The 20,163-nt window shown below is 66.3% G+C and carries 25 protein-coding genes; 13 read left to right on the top strand and 12 right to left on the bottom strand.

All coding sequences use genetic code 11. From position 1 onward, the window contains the following. The first annotated feature begins 20 nt into the window (after positions 1-20). The 10 genes from AC3IT0_RS16035 to asd all read left to right on the top strand — a co-directional run bounded on the left by AC3IT0_RS16035 (position 21) and on the right by asd (position 10,392). The gene (locus AC3IT0_RS16035; RefSeq protein ID WP_489320685.1) at positions 21-719 is read left to right on the top strand and encodes a winged helix-turn-helix transcriptional regulator; all 699 of its coding nucleotides are present in this window, start codon (positions 21-23) and stop codon (positions 717-719) included. 219 nt (positions 720-938) lie between these two features. After that, positions 939-1,910: a mycothiol synthase gene (gene mshD, locus AC3IT0_RS16040; RefSeq protein ID WP_489320686.1), complete on the top strand. Its 972-nt coding sequence runs from the start codon at positions 939-941 to the stop codon at positions 1,908-1,910. 148 nt (positions 1,911-2,058) lie between these two features. Continuing rightward, positions 2,059-4,308, top strand: coding sequence for an RNA degradosome polyphosphate kinase (locus AC3IT0_RS16045; protein ID WP_489320687.1), 2,250 nt, complete (start codon positions 2,059-2,061; stop codon positions 4,306-4,308). Between the two features lie 10 nt (positions 4,309-4,318). Further along, complete coding sequence (locus AC3IT0_RS16050) at positions 4,319-5,287, top strand: NUDIX hydrolase (RefSeq protein ID WP_489320688.1); 969 nt, start codon at positions 4,319-4,321, stop codon at positions 5,285-5,287. A gap of 142 nt (positions 5,288-5,429) precedes the next feature. Beyond that, on the top strand, positions 5,430-7,079 hold the full coding sequence (locus AC3IT0_RS16055) for a hypothetical protein (protein WP_489323824.1): 1,650 nt from the start codon (positions 5,430-5,432) through the stop codon (positions 7,077-7,079). Then, entirely contained in the window at positions 7,076-7,465 is a 390-nt protein-coding gene (locus AC3IT0_RS16060) for a GntR family transcriptional regulator (protein WP_489320689.1), read from the top strand. Before AC3IT0_RS16055 ends, AC3IT0_RS16060 begins: the two co-directional genes overlap by 4 nt. An 85-nt stretch (positions 7,466-7,550) precedes the next feature. Then, positions 7,551-8,354 (top strand): thymidylate synthase, encoded by an 804-nt coding sequence (locus AC3IT0_RS16065; RefSeq protein ID WP_489320690.1) that lies wholly within the window; start codon positions 7,551-7,553, stop codon positions 8,352-8,354. Then, a complete protein-coding gene (locus AC3IT0_RS16070; protein WP_489320691.1) occupies positions 8,351-8,935 on the top strand; it encodes a dihydrofolate reductase in 585 nt (194 codons plus the stop codon). The genes AC3IT0_RS16065 and AC3IT0_RS16070 overlap by 4 nt, the downstream gene beginning before the upstream one ends. 1 nt (position 8,936) lies before the next feature. Then, positions 8,937-9,155, top strand: a complete 219-nt coding sequence (locus tag AC3IT0_RS16075) for an NF038396 family protein (protein ID WP_252569596.1) — start codon at positions 8,937-8,939, stop codon at positions 9,153-9,155. A gap of 94 nt (positions 9,156-9,249) precedes the next feature. Further along, on the top strand, positions 9,250-10,392 hold the full coding sequence (asd, locus tag AC3IT0_RS16080; protein ID WP_489320692.1) for an aspartate-semialdehyde dehydrogenase: 1,143 nt from the start codon (positions 9,250-9,252) through the stop codon (positions 10,390-10,392). A gap of 98 nt (positions 10,393-10,490) precedes the next feature. On the opposite strand, the gene AC3IT0_RS16085 is transcribed toward asd, so the two are convergent. Then, positions 10,491-11,468, bottom strand: coding sequence for a type IV toxin-antitoxin system AbiEi family antitoxin domain-containing protein (locus tag AC3IT0_RS16085; protein WP_489320693.1), 978 nt, complete (start codon positions 11,466-11,468; stop codon positions 10,491-10,493). 246 nt (positions 11,469-11,714) lie between these two features. After that, entirely contained in the window at positions 11,715-12,812 is a 1,098-nt protein-coding gene (locus AC3IT0_RS16090; protein ID WP_489320694.1) for a winged helix DNA-binding domain-containing protein, read from the bottom strand. 37 nt (positions 12,813-12,849) lie between these two features. Here AC3IT0_RS16090 and AC3IT0_RS16095 point away from each other — a divergent pair, with 37 nt between their 5' ends. Next, the gene (locus AC3IT0_RS16095; protein ID WP_489320695.1) at positions 12,850-13,347 is read left to right on the top strand and encodes a hypothetical protein; all 498 of its coding nucleotides are present in this window, start codon (positions 12,850-12,852) and stop codon (positions 13,345-13,347) included. A gap of 2 nt (positions 13,348-13,349) precedes the next feature. On the opposite strand, the gene AC3IT0_RS16100 is transcribed toward AC3IT0_RS16095, so the two are convergent. From AC3IT0_RS16100 to AC3IT0_RS16145, 10 genes are all read right to left on the bottom strand, one after another. Further along, a complete protein-coding gene (locus tag AC3IT0_RS16100) occupies positions 13,350-14,417 on the bottom strand; it encodes a UDP-N-acetylmuramate dehydrogenase (protein WP_489320696.1) in 1,068 nt (355 codons plus the stop codon). 20 nt (positions 14,418-14,437) lie between these two features. Further along, a complete protein-coding gene (locus AC3IT0_RS16105) occupies positions 14,438-14,875 on the bottom strand; it encodes a MaoC family dehydratase (RefSeq protein WP_463915432.1) in 438 nt (145 codons plus the stop codon). A gap of 2 nt (positions 14,876-14,877) precedes the next feature. Then, a complete protein-coding gene (locus AC3IT0_RS16110) occupies positions 14,878-15,342 on the bottom strand; it encodes an FAS1-like dehydratase domain-containing protein (RefSeq protein WP_489320697.1) in 465 nt (154 codons plus the stop codon). 44 nt (positions 15,343-15,386) lie between these two features. Then, positions 15,387-15,611 carry a DUF3188 domain-containing protein gene (locus AC3IT0_RS16115; RefSeq protein WP_489320698.1) on the bottom strand — a complete coding sequence of 75 codons (225 nt, stop codon included), beginning with the start codon at positions 15,609-15,611 and terminating at the stop codon, positions 15,387-15,389. A gap of 22 nt (positions 15,612-15,633) precedes the next feature. Then, complete coding sequence (locus tag AC3IT0_RS16120) at positions 15,634-15,909, bottom strand: hypothetical protein (protein ID WP_489320699.1); 276 nt, start codon at positions 15,907-15,909, stop codon at positions 15,634-15,636. Next, on the bottom strand, positions 15,893-16,105 hold the full coding sequence (locus AC3IT0_RS16125) for a hypothetical protein (protein ID WP_489320700.1): 213 nt from the start codon (positions 16,103-16,105) through the stop codon (positions 15,893-15,895). The genes AC3IT0_RS16120 and AC3IT0_RS16125 overlap by 17 nt, the downstream gene beginning before the upstream one ends. A gap of 32 nt (positions 16,106-16,137) precedes the next feature. After that, entirely contained in the window at positions 16,138-17,001 is an 864-nt protein-coding gene (locus AC3IT0_RS16130; RefSeq protein WP_489320701.1) for an HpcH/HpaI aldolase/citrate lyase family protein, read from the bottom strand. Positions 17,002-17,088: 87 nt separating this feature from the next. Beyond that, positions 17,089-17,511, bottom strand: a complete 423-nt coding sequence (locus AC3IT0_RS16135; protein ID WP_489320702.1) for an arsenate-mycothiol transferase ArsC — start codon at positions 17,509-17,511, stop codon at positions 17,089-17,091. Positions 17,512-17,745: 234 nt separating this feature from the next. Continuing rightward, positions 17,746-18,168 (bottom strand): arsenate reductase ArsC, encoded by a 423-nt coding sequence (locus AC3IT0_RS16140; RefSeq protein ID WP_058931670.1) that lies wholly within the window; start codon positions 18,166-18,168, stop codon positions 17,746-17,748. An 87-nt stretch (positions 18,169-18,255) separates the two neighbouring features. Further along, the gene (locus AC3IT0_RS16145; protein WP_489320703.1) at positions 18,256-18,930 is read right to left on the bottom strand and encodes an arsenate reductase/protein-tyrosine-phosphatase family protein; all 675 of its coding nucleotides are present in this window, start codon (positions 18,928-18,930) and stop codon (positions 18,256-18,258) included. 45 nt (positions 18,931-18,975) lie between these two features. Between AC3IT0_RS16145 and AC3IT0_RS16150 the strand changes: the two genes are divergently transcribed. Next, on the top strand, positions 18,976-19,716 hold the full coding sequence (locus AC3IT0_RS16150; protein WP_489320704.1) for an aquaporin: 741 nt from the start codon (positions 18,976-18,978) through the stop codon (positions 19,714-19,716). 96 nt (positions 19,717-19,812) lie between these two features. Next, positions 19,813-20,163 (top strand): ArsR/SmtB family transcription factor, encoded by a 351-nt coding sequence (locus tag AC3IT0_RS16155; protein ID WP_489320705.1) that lies wholly within the window; start codon positions 19,813-19,815, stop codon positions 20,161-20,163.

Here is a 20,163-nt window from a genome sequence, read left to right on the forward strand (position 1 = left end):
GGACGCCCCTTGGAGGAACAATGTCGCACATCCTGCTATTGACGAACAGCACCGGTTCATCGGTAGACATTCTGCCTGCCCTGGAATTGCTGAACCACCGCGTGCACATCCTCGCCGCGGAACCCACAGCCCTGCTGGAGACCGATCCCTGCGATATTGTGCTCCTCGACGCCCGCAAGGACCTCGTAGGCGCCCGCTCCCTCACCCAGCTGCTCAAGGCCACAGGTTTGAGCGCGCCCCTGGTCCTGATCCTGACCGAGGGCGGTATGGCCGCTGTTTCTTCGGCCTGGGCCGTGGATGACATCGTGCTCGATTCAGCCGGTCCCGCCGAAGTGGAAGCCCGGATCAGGCTCTCCGTGGCGCGGGCAGTTCCGGACAAGGAAGACGCCCCCACGGAGATCCGGGCGGCAGGCGTGGTCATCGATGAAGCCAGCTACACTGCCCGCGTCAACGGCGCCCCGCTGAACCTGACGTTCAAGGAATTCGAACTCCTCAAGTACCTGGCCCAGCACCCCGGCCGCGTCTTCACCCGCCAGCAACTGCTCACCGAGGTGTGGGGCTATGACTACTACGGCGGCACGCGCACCGTGGATGTCCACGTCCGGCGGCTGCGTGCCAAACTCGGCGCGGACCACGAAAACCTGATCAGCACAGTCCGGAACGTCGGCTACCGCCTGACCCTGGTGCGGCAGCAGGAAGACGAACTGACGGAAGCCTGACACCGTCCAGTACAGCAACAGCCCCGGACCAGTGGTCCGGGGCTGTTGCTGTCAGGCTGTATTTGTGGAGGACATACGGGTCGAACGTATCGAGGCCACCCCACTGGTGGATCCCCCTCGTTCCCACCGTTACCGGCGGGTGAGGTACCGACTATACGTGCCTGCCCCGGGGCCAACAAAATCGGAGCGCCTTCCGGCCGGGGCGTATAGCCTAGCCTCATGAGTCCTGCGCACCCGGAAAAATGGCCCGTCCTTATCGTCCACGGCGGCGTGGAACAACAGCTGCTAAAGGACTGCGTGGCGCTCCTGGCAGCTGCCGAGGAGTCTGACGGCAACCCCTCGCTTTCCGAGCAAACGGTGGTGACGCTCCGCGCCGGGGACTCTGCAGAGCATTCCCTCCTGACCCTTGCGCTCTACGCGCCGGACGAGGACTCCGATCCCTCCTCCGGCCAGGACCTGGCCGGGTTTGCGGTTGTTGTGGAAGAGCCGAACGGCAGCGGCGTGCTGGAAATTGCCGTCCATCCCAGCTACCGCAACCAGGGCGTGGCGGACCGGCTTGTCGGCGCACTCCAGTCCGGACGAGGCCTGGACGGGCTGAAGGCCTGGTCCCACGGCAACCATGAGGCAGCCGCGGACCTCGCCGCCCGCTACGGCTACGGGCCGGTGCGCGAACTCTGGAAGATGAGGCTGACCACCGCCACGGCAGAACTGCCCGACGTCGTCCTCCCGGACGGGGTCACGCTCCGCGCCTTTGTGCCGGGCAGGGACGAGGACCGCTGGCTGGCTGCGAACCGCGTAGCTTTTGCCCACCACCCCGAGCAGGGCTCCATGTCCCGCGCGGATCTGGATGCCCGGATGGCCGAGGACTGGTTTGATCCTGCCGGCTTCCTGCTTGCCGTGGACACCGACGGCCGGTTGCTCGGATTCCACTGGACAAAGGTGCATCCGCGCCACGGCACCCACCCGGCGATCGGCGAGGTCTACGCGGTAGGCGTCACACCGGCCGCGCAGGGGATGGGCCTGGGTAAAGCCCTAACAGTGGCCGGCATCAGGCACTTGCAGGGCCTGGGGCTTCACGCCGTCATGCTCTACACGGACGCCGACAACACCGCAGCCGTTTCCCTCTACCGGGGCTTGGGCTTCACACGCTGGGATATGGACGTGATGTACGGCCCGCTGGCCTCCGTTTAATGCCGCCCGGGTGAGTTATCCCACCCGTGTGACCAAGGGCCTCGAATGGCCCGAAATCTAGGGCTTGTGCACCCTGATTGATTGTAAGGTTGGTAAAGAACCGCGCCGGCCGAGGGCCAGCATCAAGCGCCAGGTAAGAGGAGAGACCATGAAACCGGAACCCGCCGGAACAGTCACGTCCGAGGGCGCTTCAGTGCCGGTGCGGGCGCGCTTCGGCTCATCCGAAGTCCCTGCCTCGCGTGCAACGCAGGACCGGATCGACATCCCCGAGTTTGCGCCCAGCCTCGTGCCCGAAGGGGATATCCGGCCGGACCGTTTCCTGGACCGCGAGCTCAGCTGGCTGGCTTTCAACTCCCGCGTCCTGGAACTCGCCGAAGATCCCTCGCTCCACCTCCTGGAACGCGTGGGGTTCCTGTCCATCTTCGCGTCCAACCTGGACGAGTTCTTTATGGTCCGGGTGGCAGGCCTGAAGCGGCGCATCGCCACCAACCTCGCCGTGCCTTCCCCTGCCGGCCTCAGCCCTGTGGAGGTCCTGGAGAAGATCGGGGACGAAGCCCACCGCCTCCAGCAGCGCCATGCCCAGGTCTACGCCGAACAGATCCGCCCCGCCCTGGCCTACGAGCACATCCACCTGATGCACTGGGACGAACTGGACGACGCCGCCAAGCAGCAGCTCAGTGCCATGTTCGCCGAAAAAGTCTTCCCGATCCTGACGCCGCTGGCCGTGGACCCGGCACACCCGTTCCCCTACATTTCGGGCCTCTCCCTCAACCTGGCCGTGGTGGTCCGCAACCCCGTGAGCGACAAGGAACTTTTCGCCCGCCTCAAGGTTCCGGACCAGCTTCCCCGCCTGATCTCCATCGACGGTCCGCGGGCCGGTGCCGTGGCGGGACGCGTGGCGCGTTTCATCGCGCTTGAAGAAGTTATCGCCGTCCACCTGGACAAGCTCTTCGCCGGCATGGAAGTCCTGGAACACCACATCTTCCGCGTCACCCGTAACGAGGACCTCGAAGTGGAAGAGGACGACGCCGAGAACCTCCTGCAGGCGCTGGAGAAGGAACTGCTGCGCCGCCGGTTCGGCCCCCCCGTCCGCCTCGAAGTCACCCACGACATCAACCCGAACATCCGGGCCCTGCTCATCCGTGAGCTCGGCGTGGAAGAGTCCGAGGTGTACTCACTCCCGGCTCCGTTGGACCTCCGCGGCCTGTCCGTCATTGCCGGAATTGACCGTGCCGACCTTCATTACCCCAAGCACATGCCGCACACGTCCCGGTTGCTCAACGAGTCCGAGACGTCCAAGGCCGCCAACGTTTTCTCGGCCATGCGCCGCCGCGACATCCTGCTCCACCACCCGTACGACTCCTTCTCCACCTCGGTGCAGGCGTTCCTGGAACAGGCGGCCGCGGACCCCAAGGTCCAGGCCATCAAGCAGACCCTGTACCGGACCTCGGGAGACTCCCCCATCGTTGACGCCCTGATCGATGCCGCCGAGGCCGGCAAGCAGGTGCTGGCCCTCGTGGAGATCAAGGCCCGGTTCGACGAGCAGGCCAATATCTCCTGGGCCCGCAAGCTGGAACAGGCGGGCGTCCACGTGGTCTACGGCATCGTGGGCCTGAAAACCCACTGCAAGCTGTCGCTGGTGGTCCGCCAGGAAGTGGACGGGCTGCGCCGCTACTGCCACATCGGCACCGGCAACTACCACCCCCGCACGGCCCGCTACTACGAGGACCTTGGCCTGCTGACCGCCAACGACCAGGTGGGCGAGGACCTTTCCAAACTGTTCAACCAGCTCTCCGGCTATGCGCCGAAGTCCACGTTCAAGCGGCTCCTGGTTGCTCCGCGCTCCGTCCGCTCCGGGCTGATCGACCGCATCGAGACCGAGATCCGCAACGCCCGGGCCGGGCTGGCCGCCAGGGTGCAGATCAAGGTCAACTCCATGGTGGATGAAGCCATCATCGACTCCCTTTTCCGCGCGTCCCAGGCCGGCGTGATGGTGGACGTCATTGTGCGCGGCATCTGCTCGCTGCGTCCCGGCGTTCCGGGCCTCAGCGACAACATCACCGTGCGCTCGGTGCTGGGCCGATTCCTGGAACACTCCCGAGTGTTCGCCTTTGCCAACGGCGGCGATCCTGTGGTTTACATCGGCTCGGCGGACATGATGCACCGGAACCTGGACCGCAGGGTCGAGGCCCTGGTCCAGCTGTCCAATCCCGACGACATCAGCTACGTCCTTAATCTGCTGCGCCGCTACATGGATCCGGAGACAGCCAGCTGGCATCTGGATAGCCAGGGCCAGTGGAACCGGCACCACATTGCCGACGACGGCAGCCACCTCGACGACATCCAGTCCTGGCTGCTGGCGTCGCGCACCCGCCAGCGCAGCCTGAGCCGGCGGTAGGGCTACGGCGTTGGCGAGCGACATCCTCGTAGCAGACCAAACAGACCATCCCGGCGAGGCAGTCGCGGTCGTCGCAGCCGGGGCGGTGCCTTGGCGTATCAACTCTGAAGGTCTCGAAGTCCTGCTGATCCATCGTCCGCAATATGACGACTGGTCCTGGCCCAAGGGCAAGATCGACGCCGGCGAGACCCTTCCCGAATGCGCGGCCCGTGAGGTGCAGGAGGAGATCGGACTTGATGCGCCCCTGGGCATTCCGCTGCCGCCCATCCACTACCGGGTGGCGACCGGACTGAAGGTGGTCCACTATTGGGCGGTCCACGTCAACGGAGCCCGCCTCGTTCCCGACGGCAAGGAGGTGGACCGCGTGGTGTGGTGCGCCCCTGAAACGGCCGCGGGGCTGCTGACCAACCCGACCGACGTCGTCCCCCTTAGGTACCTGACGGACGCCCATGGCCGGGGTGACCTGAACACGTGGCCGCTGATTGTGGTGCGGCATGCAAAGGCCAAGCCCCGCTCGTCCTGGTCCAAAGCCGAGGGTGAACGGCCCCTGGCCGCGACGGGAATCAGGCAGGCGCAGGCCGTGGGCCGGCTGCTGCAGGCCTGGAAGCCGCCGCGCGTGGTGACGAGTCCCTGGCAGCGCTGCGTGTCAACCGTGGCGCCATACCTCAGGGCAACAGGGGCCAAGGTCAAACTGGTGGAAGCGCTGACCGAACACCGGCACACCAGGACCCCCAAAAAAACCGCCGCCGCCATTGAGTCGCTCTTCGAGAAGGCACGGCCCGTCGCCGTCTGCACGCACCGTCCCGCCTTGCCCACCATCCTGGGCCAGCTGGGCAAGCACATGCCAGGCCGGTTGCGCGCGCTCCTGCCGGACGCCGACCCGTACCTGTCCCCTGGTGAGCTCGTGGTGTGCCACGTGGCCGTCGATAACAGGCGCCGCATCGTGGCAGTGGAGCAGTTCAAGCCATTCGACGACTGAGTTTTCAGTACCCACCGCGACGCCACAGCCTGTTGACCCCGAGATGTTTGTATCAAATACTTAGTACATTGATGCGCAAAATCTGGGGGATGATGTGCCGGGCGTCGACGGATTTGAAATAACGGTGCACGGCGTGCCGCCCATGGTCCTGTTGTGGCCCTTCCTGTTGGCCGCCGGCCTGTACCTGCTGCTGCGGTGGGTGATCAGGGCCCCGGGCGGCGGGACCACCGCCGTGACGGTTTCCCAGCACGCCCTGTGGATCGGCGTGATCGGATGGTTGGCCAGCTCCCTGCAGGCCGCGGGGACTGCGGGCATCCTTCCGGCGGGCAACACATCGCCCACCCTGGCCACGCCAACCAGCATCCTAGGAGCCCTGGCATGGCCGGTCCTGGGCTGCCTCGCGGTCCATGCCGTGGGGCAGCTGAGCTATCCCGGACCCCGGCACCCCCGCCGCCTGGCCTCGTTGGAGATCCGCCGCATCCGGGACTACCTGCCCCGTCCCCTCGCCTGGACAGTCGCCGCGATCTTTGTCGGTTCGGCGCTGCAGATCGGGTTTGTGGCTGGTCTTCCCGCCTACGACGCCATCCCGTACGGCACTTTCCAGGAAGGCCCCAGCAGTTTCAGGCGCATCGGTGGGGACGGCCGGATCCAGGGTTACGTTTTGGCCGCCTGCCTCGGCACCGCCTGGCTGACGCTGGCCTCGGGAACCGCGCTGGTGCTCAAACTCATCAGCCACCGGCGGCAGCTTGAGGCCCTGGATGCGCCGGAGAACGACCTGCTGCGGACCATCGCCATGAACAGGCTCTTGAGGACGGTCGCAACCATCGCGGCCGGGCTTGCCGCGGTGGCGGGCAATTTTGCTGCCCGGCCCGATCCTGCCGCCAACGTAACCAGCTGGACCAACCCGGCCGGGCTGGTGGCGCTGGTGGTGTTGTTCTCGATGTGGGGGTGGGCGCCGCCCAAGCTGCCCAGCGTCCAGGTCAGCGGCAATGGCAGGCTGTCGCGCTCAGACTCTTCGGCCGCCGCGCACCCGGCAACCCGTCTTGTGGTCTCCCTTGGGGCAGCCATGGGATTCACACCGGCAGCAGCCGCCGTACTGGGATTGTTCGTTCCTGGTCTCTTTTTCCCCGGAACCGGAGTTCCGGGGCTGCCGGTGCTATCTGTCGCGCTGATGGCGGCAACCGTTCTGCTGGTGGCTGGGACCGGAGAACTGCTGCTCCAACGCAACTATGGCACCCACGGGATACCGCGGACATGGCCGCGGCAAGTGGTGAGCCCGGCCTTGCTCACCACGGCGATCGTCGCCGTCGTACTCTTCGTCGCGATCACGGTACTGACTGCTGCGGGTGAGGGGGAACTGCGTGAGGCCGGGTTCACCGGCTTCAGCGGCCCGACACCCGACAGTTCTCCCGGCTGGGTCATCGCGGCGGTGGCGACGGCGGCAGTGGCGGCCATCGCGAGCCTGCCGGTTGTTGCGGCCCGGCGGCGTCGCAGTATTTCCACCGACATCCCCGGACTGGACGCCGCGCTGCGGTCCATCACGGTCCATCGTGTGGTGCGGACGTTCGCCGCCTACTGCGCAGCTCAAGCAGGCGTGCTGCTGATGACGGCAAGCATGGCCTGGCCGCCGCTGCTGGGTCTGCCGGCGACAACCTGGGCCGGCACGTGGCAGCCGGCACTCATCGCCGGGGCGGCGCTCGCGGCCGCCGGCGTGGTGATCGCCGTCATCCCGGTCAAGGGTTTTGCCCGGACTCCAGCCGCCCCGAAGCCTGTCCCGGAACGGGTGCCGTGAACGCAGGTATCTCCGTGGACCTGCGCTCGGCAACCCCGCCGTATGAACAGATCCGCTCGCAGATCAGCTCCCTGATCGCCACCGGAACCCTCACCGCCGGAAGCCGGCTGCCCACTGTCCGCAGCCTGGCGACGGACTTGGGCATCGCCGCCGGAACGGTCGCGCGGGCGTACAAGGAACTTGAGGCTGCCGGATTCATTGAATCCCGACGGCGGAACGGCACCGTCGTCGCGCAGCCGGCACCGGGCGGCGCCCAGCAGGCAGGTGGGCAGGTTCCGGAAGCGGTGACTGCCGCCGTCGACCTTTTGGTCAATGCCGGGCGCGACGCCCGGCTCACCGATGAACTCCTGCTCGATCTGGTCCGCGGCAAGCTGAGGAAGGGCTGAGCCGATGCACGGCCGGCGGCCAACGCTGAGGCCAGCCGCGGGACCCTTGCGGGGCCGGCAGGGCTTGGCCCGGTAGACTTTAGCCGTGAGCATCCCGACTCCTTATGAAGACCTCCTGCGCGATGTCCTGGCCCATGGCACGCACAAATCCGACCGCACGGGCACCGGAACCACCAGCGTTTTCGGCCGTCAGCTGCGCTTTGACCTTGGCCGGAGCTTCCCGCTGATCACCACCAAACGCGTGCATTTCAAGTCCGTGGCGGTGGAGCTGTTGTGGTTCCTGCGCGGCGAATCGAACGTCAAATGGATGCAGGACCAGGGCGTGAGCATCTGGAACGAGTGGGCTGACGCGGACGGCGAACTGGGTCCTGTGTACGGCGTCCAGTGGCGCAGCTGGCCCACCCCTGACGGCGGCCATGTTGACCAGATCGCCGAGCTCGTGGAGAACCTCAAAACCAACCCGGACTCCCGCCGGCACATCGTGTCTGCCTGGAACGTCTCCGAACTCAAGGACATGGCGCTGCCCCCGTGCCACGCGTTCTTCCAGTTCTATGTGGCTGACGGCAAGCTGTCCTGCCAGCTATACCAGCGCTCGGCGGACATGTTCCTGGGCGTGCCCTTCAACATCGCCTCCTACGCCCTGCTCACCTGCATGATTGCGCAGCAGGTGGGGCTGGAGCCCGGCGAGTTTGTATGGACAGGCGGCGACGTCCACATCTACGAGAACCACATGGACCAGGTCCTGAAGCAGCTGGACCGGGAACCGTATGAATACCCGCAGCTCACGATCACCCGGAAGCCGGCCTCGATCTTCGACTACACGCTTGAGGACTTTGAAGTGGTGGGCTACCAGCACCACCCCACGATCAAGGCCCCGATCGCCGTATGAGCACTGAAAACGCGGCAGACCCCCAGGGATTCATGCAGGAGCTCGCCGGTACCGTCACCGGCGTCGGCCTGGTCTGGGCGCAGACGTCCGGCGGTGTGATCGGCAAGGACGGCGACATGCCTTGGCACGTCCCCGAGGACCTCAAGCACTTCAACCGGCTCACCATGGGGCACCCCGTGATCATGGGCCGCAAGACGTGGCTGTCGTTAACGGACAAGTACCGTCCCCTGCCGGGCCGGACGAACATCGTGATCACCCGGCAGAAAAGCTGGGGCGAATCACCCGAGGCGGAGGGCGCCGTCGTGGTCCCCTCCCTGGATGATGCACTTCTTGAGTCCCAGTTCGTCGACGGCGGCGAGACAGTGTGGATCCTGGGCGGCGGCGAAGTCTTCCGCCAGTCCACCGACCTCGCCAACGTTGCCGTGGTCACCACCATCGATGTGGAGGCCGACGGCGATACGTTCGCTCCCGAGCTCGACGAGACCTGGGAGGCGGCCGCGTCCGTCCCGCCAGACGGGTGGCTGACGGCAGCCAACGGAACGCGCTACAGGTACACCAAATGGATTAGGACGCAGGGCTGAGATGTTGAAGAAACCGGAAACACTGTTTGTGCTGGGCTACATGCTGCTCCCGCTGCTCGGGCTGCTGTCCGCGATCGTCGGCCTGACCATGATCCTGGGCGGCAACAAGATCGCCGGGGCCATCGTGCTGGTGGTGGTGACGCAGGTGTTCGCCTTCGGCGCCTTCTACGCGTTGCGCCTCCGCAAAGCCGCGGTGCTGGAGGAAACCAACCGCAGCTGACGTAAGTTTCCTGCCGCGCGCCGCCGTGCGTTATTCCTCACGGCAGTGACGTAACCGACTGCGCCCTGCCCGTTCCGGCGTCTAAACTGTACGAATGACTACAGCAGCTACCCCCTCCGTCGGCCTGGTCGGATGGCGCGGCATGGTCGGCTCCGTCCTGATGCAGCGCATGCAGGACGAGGGCGACTTCGCCAACATCAACCCGGTGTTCTTCTCCACGTCAAACGCGGGAGGTGCCGCCCCGTCGATTTCCGGTGCTGCCGCTGGCGCCGCCGGCAAGCTTGAGGACGCGTTCGACGTCGATACGCTGGCTAAGCTGCCCATTATTGTCACCGCCCAGGGCGGGGACTACACCAAGCGCGTGCACACCGAGCTGCGCGGCCGCGGCTGGGACGGCCTCTGGATCGACGCCGCCTCCACGCTGCGCATGAACGACGACTCGATCATCGTGCTGGACCCGATCAACCGCGACGTCATCGACAAGGGCCTGGTCAACGGCACCAAGGACTTCATCGGCGGCAACTGCACCGTGTCCTGCATGCTCATGGGCCTCGGCGGGCTGTTCAAGAACGGCCTCGTCGAGTGGGGCACCTCCATGACCTACCAGGCGGCCTCCGGCGGCGGCGCCCGCCACATGCGCGAACTGCTCAGCCAGTTCGGCACGCTCAACGCGGAGGTCAGCTCGGAACTGGACGACCCGGCGTCGGCCATCCTGGAAATTGACCGCAAGGTCCTTGCCCACCAGCGCACCGACATCGACGCCAGCCAGTTCGGAGTGCCGCTGGCCGGCTCCCTCATCCCGTGGATTGACGCGGACCTGGGCAACGGCCAGTCCAAGGAAGAGTGGAAGGCCGGGGTTGAAACCAACAAGATCCTGGGCACCTCGGACGAAAACCGGATCGTCATGGACGGCCTGTGCATCCGGATCGGCGCCATGCGTTCGCACTCGCAGGCACTGACCCTCAAGCTCCGTGAGGACCTCTCGGTGGCCGAGATCGAGAAGCTCCTCGCCGAGGACAACGAGTGGGCCAAGGTCATCCCGAACACCAAGGAAGACTCCATGGCAGGCCTGACGCCCGTGGCCGCGTCCGGCACGCTGGACATCCCCGTGGGCCGCATCCGCAAGATGGACATGGGCCCGGAGTACATCAGCGCGTTCACCGTGGGCGACCAGCTGCTCTGGGGCGCGGCCGAGCCGCTGCGCCGCATGCTCAACATCGCCACCGGGAACCTGTAACTTCCCCTTCCCCGCCACTTGAACGGCCCTGCCCCGCAGGAACGGTGCTGCCCGGCACCGCTCATGCGGGGCAGGGCCGTCTTTGCGTTGGGCCCGGCTCAGCTGGCCAGGCCTGACGCACGCAGGATCCTGGACCGGTCCATCATGGCCAACAGCCGGCGCCGCACTTCTGCGGGATACGCCAAGTGCTTCCATTCAAGTCGAAGAACCAGCCAGCCTTCTTCGATCAGTGCGTTCTCCCGGCGACGCTCGGCGAGCAGCACCTCCTCCGTCGGCCTGTAGTCGGTGTATTTGCCGCTGCCATCAAACTCGATCACGATGCGGGTTGTCGGATCCGCGAAGTCTGCCCTGAATTGACCACTCGGTGCCTGAATCTCGAACTGCGGAATGAACATGCTCAGACCGAATGATCGCAACAGCAGCCGGGTCCGCGTCTCCCCCACCGATTCCGACCGCCCATCGAGGGCAGCCAGCAGATCCAGCGCCCGCCGGTTCCCGCGTTTGACCGGGCTCTCGTCCAGCAGTTGCCGCATACTGTCCATCCCGGCACCCTTGCGCAGCGCATGGTCGCCTATCACGGCGGCCTGTTCCACGGGCAGGATACGGGCGCAGTCCAGGACGGTCCGTTCAATGCCGGTAACCAGAATCTCCCTGCCATCCATGCTCCACAGCGTTGTGACCTCCGCAGGTTGCAGGTCCATCCGGTGCGTGCGGACGTCCGTTCCTGCACTTTTCATTGAGTTGGCATAGTCCGTGGCCACGTGGATCAGAGGCCCCGCATCCCAGACATGGCACTCGTGCAGCCTTGCAGCACTGATATGGCTGTAGCGGCAGGCCCCGCCGGTGGACAGGAAGTGCGCCTGGATCCGAAGGGCGTCCCGGGTCCACGGCTCGGCTCCCTTCCAGTCAGCGCTCCGGACGTAGGCGCCGCGTCGAAGCCGCAGGAGGATTCCGCTGCGGACTGCCGCCGTCAAGACTCGCTCGTCCAGCCCGGCCGCGCCCAACTGCTGCGTGGAGGCAACGGGGAATTCTGGCCAGCGCACATCCAGGAGCACACGCATTTTGTCGCCATTCATGGGTCTAGGTTCTCGGACCAGTCCTGGTCCGGGAAGGCCGCGGCCACGTTATGTGGACAACCCCAGGCAGGAATACCCGCATCCGCTTCTTCCGGCATCCTGCGCTGCCTCCACACTTGGCAACGTGGACGGCCCTGCCCCGCAGGAACGGTGCTGCCCCGCACCGCTTTTGCGGGGCAGGGCCGCGCGTGCTGGGCGAGGCCGCTTGCGTCGGCGGCGGGGGGCGTGCGCTGGCGGGGGCCCGACTCAGGTGTCCACGAATACGAGGTACTGTTCGGCGGACTTGCTGAACGCGGCCTGCGCGGCGGGTCCGAGGGGCTTCGAGTCGTCAAACAGCTCAGGTACGACGGCGGCGCTGCGGCTGGTGCCGGCCCGCGCCCACGTGCCGATCACCTCCCCCGCTGCCACGACGGTCTTCTTGAACACGCCGTTGCCGCCCGGGACGATCTTATTGGCGTGCTCAGGGGCCAACACAAGGCTCCGGTCCATGTAGCCCAGCACAAACTCGTCGAAGCCCGGCAGCAGGAGGACGGACCGCGGGCCGGGCACGCCGTCGTCGAGCATTGACGCAGTCTCCGGTGACATCCAATAGTGGACACCCCCGAATTCCAGCTCCACCAGTTGCCCGCTGACCAGCTCAAACGCCGCCCGCACGTCCGTGAGGGGAATCTGCGTCCACCAGGCGAAGTCGCGGACGGTGGCTGGGCCGTGACTGCGGAAGTAGCGCAACATGAACTCGGCGATCGCTTCCTGGCCCTCAAGCCCGCGCGACACCGGAATCCAGTCATCGAACGCCACCAGCAGCTGCTGGTTGCCGGCCAATGGCCCTTGAACCAACCAGGCGTGCCGGCACAGCGTCCCCAGGATGTGGATCCCCCGCTGGCCGGTGGTGGGCTGCCCGGCCGCCTCAAACACCTCAAAGACTTCGGTCCGGCTCACCGGACCACCGGCCGCAATCCGATCCAGGGCCACGTCGCGGCACTTCTCGATGTCCGCCCACGTGATATCCAGTTCCCGATGCCGGCCGGCAACGACGCGGCTGAGTCGCTCCGTGGTGAGGTCCAGCATCCAGCGCAGATCCGCCGGAGCCACGAAGTGCAGCGTGCCGCGCATCGGCCAGGACCGGACCACCCTGCCGCTGTGCAGGGCGGCGCGCACGTCAGCCAGCCCTGCGCCCGGAACGCGGCTGCCGACGGCCCAGAGCGCTGCCTGCAGGTCCTGGGCCTGGGTGGCCGTCATCCAGCGGACCGCATCTTCAACCGAGCCGAGTCCGGGGCCAACCAATCCTTGAGAGGCCAGACGGAGCCTGCCCAGCACTTTGCGGTTTACGCGGTTCGCTGCCATGTCCTCATCGTAGAACCTGGCCCGTTAGGCTGTAAGCATGACTTTGGGGAGTTTGTGGCAATTGTTCGCGCGCGAAACACAGATATGCCTGGTGGGCGGGACTGTTTCGGTCCTGGCCGGCGTGGCCATCGGGCTGGCCCCGGCCTTTGGTTTCCAGCCCGCGGGAGGCGGCGGGGCACCCCTGGAACTCCTTTTGCCTTCCCTGTTCCTGTCACTCGGCGGCGGGTACGCCGTGCTGTTTCCCGGTATCCGGGTGGGCCGCGGCAAGGTCCACATCGTCCGCGACTGGAAGCTCTACCCCGTCAGCGGCCGGCTGCTCTGGATCCTCGCCCATGCCACGGCCGTGATCGGCTTGCTGGTTTGCATCCTCGCAGCCGCGACCAACCCGGCCGTTCCGGGACTGATGGTCTGGCTGTTTATGGGTCCATATTTGGCGCTGACCGGTTGGGCCGCCGCCCTGCTCGGCATGGCCACGAACCTCCGGCTGATAGGAGCCGTTGACGGGCGCGTGGCACCGGCCGCGCAGGCCAGCTGACCCTAGAGCGTCAGGCCGATCAGCAACGGTTCCGGGTGCAGTTCAATGCCAAAACGTTCGACGACGCCGGCGCGCACCTCGCGCGCGATGGCCAGCATGTCCTTGGCGCTGGCAGAGCCGCGGTTGGTGATGGCCAGCGTATGTTTCGTGGACAGTGACGCCCGCCCGCCGGAGGCGCTGCCCTCCTCCAGGCCATAACCCTTGCCGAACCCCGCCTGGTCGATCAGCCACGCGGCGGACAACTTCACCAGCCCGTCCGCACCGGCGGGGTATTGCGGCGCGGTATCCGGCAGCGTAGCCGCCACGTCCACGGGAACAACGGGGTTGGTGAAGAAGGACCCGGTGGAATAAGTGTCCCGGTCGGCCGGGTCCAGGACCATGCCTTTCGAAGCCCGCAACCGCAGGACCTCCCGGCGCACGTCGTTGGAGTACGCGCGCTTGCCCGCCTCGACACCCAGGGACCGGGCCAGTTCGGCATAGCGGATAGGCGCGCTCATCCGGCCCAGCGGCAGCTGGAATTCGACGGTCAGCACGATGTAGCGTGGCGAGCCCTCGACGGTGGTCTGTTTCAGCATGGAATCGCGGTAGCCGAACTTCAGCTCGGAGTTCGTGAAGGTCTGGACCGCGTTCCGGGTCCGGTCCCAAGTGCGTACCGCCGCGATGGTCTGGGAGACATCAGAGCCATAGGCCCCGACGTTCTGCACAGGCGTGGCACCCGTGGCGCCCGGGATCCCGGAGAGTGCTTCAATGCCGGACCAGGCATGCAGCACGGCATGCTCCACCAATGCATCCCAGTTGTGGCCGGCCTGGACCACCACCGCCACACCGCCGCAGGAGTCCTCGGCGTTGACGGTGAACCCTTCCGAGGCGATCCTGATCACGGTGCCGGGGAACCCGTCGTCGGAAATCAGGAGGTTGGAGCCCCCGCCGATGATGAGGACCTGCTCCCCCGCGGCGTCAGCCGTGCGGACGGCGTCGATGATCTCCGCCTCGGTTCGGGCCTCAACATACTTGCCGGCGGGGCCTCCGACGGCGGCCGTGGTCAGGGCAGAGAGCAGGGTGGAAGTCACCTATCCACCCTAACTTAGGCTCAGGAAAGCCTGACGACGGCCTGGGCCTTCATCAGCACTTTCTGGCCAGCGGCAACCACGGTGAGGTCAACGCGGGCGGTGCCCGCCTCGGCGTCGAGCTTTCCAATGGCGCCGCTGACCTCGATGGTGGCCCCGGGGTCCGTGGTTCCGGTGGTGTCCGTGACCAGGACCGGCTTGGTGAAGCGCGTCTGGAAGTCGACGACCGCGGCGGGGTCGCCTGCCCAGTCGGTCACCAGCTGCACGGCGGCACCCATGGTGAACATGCCGTGGGCGATCACGCCGGGCAGTTCCACGCCGGTGGCGAAGGCTTCGTTCCAGTGGATGGGGTTGAAGTCGCCGGACGCGCCGGCGTACTTGACCAGGTCCGTGCGGGTGACCTCGATGGTGCGGCTGCCGATGTCCTGCCCGGCGCTGAGTTCGTGGAAGCTGGGGCTCATGGTTACTGTCCCTCTCCGCGGACGAGGATGGATGACGTGGCGGTGGCGACTGCCTCACGCGACCCGTTGGCGTCGGTCAGGGCGAAAATTTCCTGGCGGGTGGTGATCATGGCCCCGCCGCCCATGGCACGGACACCGTCAACGTGCAGTTCGGCAACCAGGCGGTCGCCGGCAAAGATGGGGCGGTGGTGGATGAAGCGCTGGTCGGCGTGGACCACGCGGGAGAAGTCGATGCCGGCATCCGGATCCTCGATCAGCTGGGCATCGGCGCGCTGGGCGATGATGATGGCGAACGTGGGTGGGGCCACCAGGTCGGTGTGCCCCAGGGCCTCGGCGGCCTCGACGTCGAAGTGGGCTGGGTGCGTGGCCTTGACCGCGCGGGCGAACTCGCGGATCTTCTCGCGGCCGACGTCGTAAACCTCTGCGGCAGGGTAGCTGCGGCCCTGCAGGTCCGGATTGATAGTCATGGCCTCAAGCCTATCGTTCTGGCCCGGGACACCCGGAATTCCGGCTACTTGCGGAGGTTCTTCCGGATGGTCTGGCCGCGCACCACAATCCCGGCGATGTGCAGGACCAGGCCCAGGCCGATGACCGCAAGGGACGCCATGGCGAGGTCACGGTTGTTCGTGTTGTTGCCCACCAGGTTCAGGATGATCCCGACGGCGATGAGGCCCATGGCGCCGAAGACCAGGACTTTGTACGAGGTGGGCGCTGACTCCCAGAATTCTTTGAGCACCGTGACAGTCTACCGAGCACGTTCAGAACAGCGATTCCTGCACGGCCGGCACCTCCGAGGCGAAGTCCCCCAGGACGATGGTCCCGCTCGGCGCGGTGATGCCGAAGCCGTGCTTTCCCTGCTCCAACGGATGCGGATAGGCGTGGCGTGCCGTGGGGGCACAGAGCCCTGCCGCCTGCGCCGGCCGCACCCACAATTCGTCCACAACGCTGAAACCGTCTGTGCTGAAACCGTCGACGGCGGCCCGCCCCAGCAGCCGGCGGACCGCGGCCGCGTGCCGCTCATTGATGCCGTCCACCGCAGCCGCCGGCAACGGCCCCGCCGTGATCGGCCACCGCGAAACCGAGCCTGGCGCCGGCCTCGAGGCTGACCTCGCGGAGATCCCCGGACGGTGACTGGAGGCGCAGAACCGGGCTGCCGCCGTCGTGCCCTACCGTCTGTGCAGGGGCGCCGTCCCAAAAGACCCCGTGAACCAGATAACGGGTATCGGTCACGGGGTCTCCTGTGCTTTGGGTAACTGGCGCCGCTATAGCGCCGGCTGCACGCCGAACGCTACCGCGAGCTTCATGATCTTCTCGGCGCGGCCCAGGCGGGGCAGGTCCGAGCCGTCACGGATGACGCGGCCGTTGGCCTCGAAGTCGTTCATGAAGTCCGTGGCCCAGGCGACGTCCGACGGCGTGGGGCTGATGACCTCGTTGATGACGTTCGTCTGATCGATGGCCAGGCACAGCTTGCCGGTCATGCCCATCATCACGGTGATGCCGGTCTGCTCCCGCAGGATGGGGTGGTTGGTCCCCACGGTGGGGCCGTCGATGGGGCCCGGCAGGTTGCCGACGCGGCTGGCAACCACCAGTTTTGCGCGCGGGTAGGCCATGGCCTCAGGGGTGGCCGCCATGCCGGTGTCGCGGCGGAAGTCGCCGGAGCCGAAGGCCAGGCGGAAGGCGCCCTGGGCCCTGGCGATGTGGTTGGCTTCCTCGATGCCGAGCGCCGATTCCACGAGCGCGATGACGGGCGTCTTGCCGTCCATCCGGTGGAAGCTTTCGGTCACCTGGTCAGCTGATTCGGTCTTGGCGAGCATCACGCCAAGCAGGCCCGGGGTACCGCGCAGCCCGGCAAGGTCATCGGCCCAGAACGGGCTGGTGGCATCGTTGATGCGGACCCAGGCCTGGCCTCCGCCGCTGAGCCAGTCAATCACGTGTCCGCGCGCCTCGTCCTTTTGCGACGGGTCCACGGCGTCCTCGATGTCCAGGATGATCGAGTCGGCGCGCGAAACAGCCGACTGGTCAAACAGTTCGGTTTTCATGGCGTTGACCAGAAGCCACGAACGGGCGATTTCTGCTGGGATGTTGCGCTTGGGGCGTAGGGTCTCGGTGGCGGTGGGTGACGTCATGCTACTACCGTATCTGCCCGGGCACCGCCAGCGCTAAGCCATGGCACCGGACGTGCCGAACAAGACAGATACTCCCGTTCCCCAGGCTCAGTTCCCGGTGAGTTCCGCATAGAGCTTCCGGACGCGGGTGTTGATGTCGTCGCGGACGAGGCGCATGCGTTCCATGCCTTCAATGCCCCGGGTGGACGGTTCGTCGGTTTCCCAGGTTTCGAAGCGTGTGCCTTCGCGGGGTTCGAGCTTGGCTTCGGTGCCCAGCACGATCACGACGTCGACGGCGTCAAGCACCTCGTCAGTGACGGGCTTAGGGTGTTCCCCCGTGATGTCGATGCCGAGTTCGCTCAGGGATTCCACGGCCTGGTCGTTCAGGCAGCTGCCCGGCTTGGTGCCAGCCGAGTAAACGGTGACGTGGTCCCCGGCGAGATCCCGCATGAGACCGGCCGCGAGTTGGGACTTGCCGCCATTCTTGCTGCACACGAACAGGACGCGGGGAGCCTTGGTGCTTTCGGTCATGAGGTGGTGTCTTCTTTCTGTTGTGCGGTTCATTCCGTAATTGTGGCGGTGCGGGCCCAACTAGGTAGCGCTAACTGTCGTTCTGAGGCCCCGAAACGACTGTTAGCGCTACCTAGTTGGGCAGGGCGAGAGGGCTTCAGCAGCAGTCCAGGTCGTCCTCGTCGCAGCAGCCCGTATCGGTGCAGCAATCGGTGTCCATCCAGCTCACCTCCTCTCCCTAACCGCGGGGTGTGGTTACTTGGCGGCCGGGATCAGGGAGTCGATGAGCCCCTCGATGCGGGTCTTGATCTCGTCGCGGATCGGGCGGACGGCATCCACGCCCTGCCCGGCGGGATCCTCCAGGACCCAGTCCTCGTAGCGCTTCCCGGGGAAGTACGGGCACTCGTCGCCGCAGCCCATGGTGATCACGACGTCGGACTCCTTGACGGCCTCCGTGGTGAGGACCTTGGGGATCTCGGCAGACATGTCGATTCCGAGCTCGGCCATCGCCTCAACTGCGGCCGGGTTGACCTTGTCCGCAGGCTGCGATCCGGCGGAGCGGACCTCAATGCCACCCTTGGAAAGCGTGGTGAGGAAGGCCGCGGCCATCTGCGAACGCCCGGCGTTGTGGACGCAGACGAACAGGACGGACGGCTTCTTGGCGGTTTCGGTGCTCACGTGGTTTCTCCTGGAATCGGAACATTGATGATCATCGATACATTGAGTATCGACTTATATATTGATACTTGTCAATATCCTGCAGCGCTAGGCTGCGTGCAGGCGGGGCGCGAGGTCGCCGATGCGGCGGGTGATGTCAGCGAAGGCGCCTTCGAAGGCGTCCTCGGTGTTCAGCCGGAGCGGGTCCGGAACGGACCAGTGGATCCCGCCCAGGTTGGGGATTTCCTCGTGAGCGTTATCGCACACGGTGACGACAAAGTCATCATCGCGCGCCACCTCAACAAGCCGGCGCGGGGGAAGGTCCGCAAGAGTGACGCCGTGACGGCGGGCGACATCAATGGCACCTGCGGCGATGCGGTCCGCGGGGTGCGTACCCGCGGAGGTCGAGGGGATTTCGCTGACCTGGCTCCAGAGTGCTACGGCCAGCTGGGACCGGGCGCTGTTGCGGGTGCAGACAAAAAGCACGCGACCCGCGGCGTGTTCGCGGCCGGGCGCCAACCCCTCCAGCGCCCCTGCGGCGAGCCGGATGTAGCTGCGGCGCTTGTCCGCCTCCGAACGGTGGCGGGTCGCCAGGCCCGCGCCTTCCAGTGCCCGCAGGTGGTGTGACAGCAGGTTCGACGGCATCCCGAGCTCGGCCTGCAGCTCCGATGGGGAAAGGTCTCCCACGGTCAGCAGGTCCACGATGCGTAGCCGCGCAGGATCCGCGAGGGCCGCGTGCTTGGCGACCCGCGCCCGAAAGACTTCAACTGGGTCAGTATTCATTGATTCAATTTTGACTGAGTAAATATCTTGGGTCAAGCTGTTGGCATGACTTCTCAACAACCGCCGTTGTGGCGCCGCGCCGTCGCCGAACTGCTCGGCACCAGTGTGCTCGTGATGATCGTCGTCGGCTCGGGGATCGCGGCCCAGCAGCTCTCCCCCAACGACGTCGGCCTGCAGCTGCTCCAGAACAGCACCGCCACAGTGCTGGGCCTGACGGTGCTGATCTTCGTGTTCGGTCCCGTAAGCGGTGCGCACTTCAATCCCGTGGTCTCGCTCGTGGACTGGATCCTAGGCCGGCGCAGCGGCGCCGGATTGGCCCTGCCGGAACTTGGCGCGTACATCGTTGCGCAGACAGTGGGTGCAATTGCCGGCAGCGTCGTGGCGAACGCCATGTTTGAGGTGGGCACCTCAATCTCGGTCACGGACCGCGCCACCACAGGGCACCTCCTGGGCGAGGTCGTCGCCACCGCAGGCCTCGTCCTGCTGATCTTCGGACTGGCCGCGACCAAACGGGGCGTCCTCGCAGCCCCCGCCGTGGGTGCCTACATCGGCGCCGCCTACTGGTTCACATCCTCGACGTCGTTCGCCAACCCCGCCGTGACGGTCGGCCGCATCTTCAGCGACACCTTCGCCGGGATCGCGCCGGCTTCCGTCCCCGGCTTCGTCGCGGCCCAGCTGATCGGGGCGGCAGTAGGCCTCGGGCTCCTCGCCGTCCTGTTCCCCTCCGCCGCCCGCAGCGCGGACGACGCAGTCCTTGCGCACTCCTCAGAAACGATCAGCTCCTAGCCCCACGACGGCCCGGCTGTTGCAGTGCTACCGGGCCGTCGTCGAACGCAAAGCCCCATACATTGATGGCGGTCAATATTCGGGCATAATGGGTACATGAAAACGCTGCCCGTTCTCGATCCGATCACGGACGACGCCTGCTGCGCCCCGGCATCGGCGCCTGCCCTTGGCGCCGAAGAGGCCAGGCAGAAGGCCCTGGTGTTCAAAGCCCTGGCCGACCCCAACCGGCTGCGGCTGCTGTCCATTGTCAAGGCCGAGTCCTCCGGCGAATCCTGCGTCTGCGACCTGACCGACCCGCTGGACCTGGGCCAGCCCACGGTCTCCCACCACCTGAAAATCCTGGTGGACGCCGGTCTGCTGCACCGCGAAAAGCGCGGAACCTGGGCCTATTACTCCCTGGTTCCGGGTGCACTTGACGACGTAGCCGGGCTTCTGGCAACCCTCTGA

It is taken from the genome of Pseudarthrobacter sp. KH_020_B, assembly GCF_057840185.1.

Excerpts from the sequence above, each read along its gene's own strand:
- AC3IT0_RS16150 (WP_489320704.1), top strand. The coding sequence starts at position 18,976 with ATGACTTCTCAACAACCGCCGTTGTGGCGCCGCGCCGTCGCCGAACTG.
- AC3IT0_RS16055 (WP_489323824.1), top strand. The coding sequence starts at position 5,430 with ATGGTCCTGTTGTGGCCCTTCCTGTTGGCCGCCGGCCTGTACCTGCTG.
- asd (WP_489320692.1), top strand. The coding sequence starts at position 9,250 with ATGACTACAGCAGCTACCCCCTCCGTCGGCCTGGTCGGATGGCGCGGC.
- AC3IT0_RS16105 (WP_463915432.1), bottom strand. The coding sequence starts at position 14,875 with ATGAGCCCCAGCTTCCACGAACTCAGCGCCGGGCAGGACATCGGCAGC.
- AC3IT0_RS16095 (WP_489320695.1), top strand. The coding sequence starts at position 12,850 with ATGACTTTGGGGAGTTTGTGGCAATTGTTCGCGCGCGAAACACAGATA.
- AC3IT0_RS16075 (WP_252569596.1), top strand. The coding sequence starts at position 8,937 with ATGTTGAAGAAACCGGAAACACTGTTTGTGCTGGGCTACATGCTGCTC.
- AC3IT0_RS16085 (WP_489320693.1), bottom strand. The coding sequence starts at position 11,468 with ATGAATGGCGACAAAATGCGTGTGCTCCTGGATGTGCGCTGGCCAGAA.
- AC3IT0_RS16110 (WP_489320697.1), bottom strand. The coding sequence starts at position 15,342 with ATGACTATCAATCCGGACCTGCAGGGCCGCAGCTACCCTGCCGCAGAG.
- AC3IT0_RS16035 (WP_489320685.1), top strand. The coding sequence starts at position 21 with ATGTCGCACATCCTGCTATTGACGAACAGCACCGGTTCATCGGTAGAC.
- AC3IT0_RS16135 (WP_489320702.1), bottom strand. The coding sequence starts at position 17,511 with ATGACCGAAAGCACCAAGGCTCCCCGCGTCCTGTTCGTGTGCAGCAAG.
- AC3IT0_RS16090 (WP_489320694.1), bottom strand. The coding sequence starts at position 12,812 with ATGGCAGCGAACCGCGTAAACCGCAAAGTGCTGGGCAGGCTCCGTCTG.
- AC3IT0_RS16130 (WP_489320701.1), bottom strand. The coding sequence starts at position 17,001 with ATGACGTCACCCACCGCCACCGAGACCCTACGCCCCAAGCGCAACATC.
- AC3IT0_RS16145 (WP_489320703.1), bottom strand. The coding sequence starts at position 18,930 with ATGAATACTGACCCAGTTGAAGTCTTTCGGGCGCGGGTCGCCAAGCAC.
- AC3IT0_RS16045 (WP_489320687.1), top strand. The coding sequence starts at position 2,059 with ATGAAACCGGAACCCGCCGGAACAGTCACGTCCGAGGGCGCTTCAGTG.
- AC3IT0_RS16155 (WP_489320705.1), top strand. The coding sequence starts at position 19,813 with ATGAAAACGCTGCCCGTTCTCGATCCGATCACGGACGACGCCTGCTGC.
- mshD (WP_489320686.1), top strand. The coding sequence starts at position 939 with ATGAGTCCTGCGCACCCGGAAAAATGGCCCGTCCTTATCGTCCACGGC.
- AC3IT0_RS16070 (WP_489320691.1), top strand. The coding sequence starts at position 8,351 with ATGAGCACTGAAAACGCGGCAGACCCCCAGGGATTCATGCAGGAGCTC.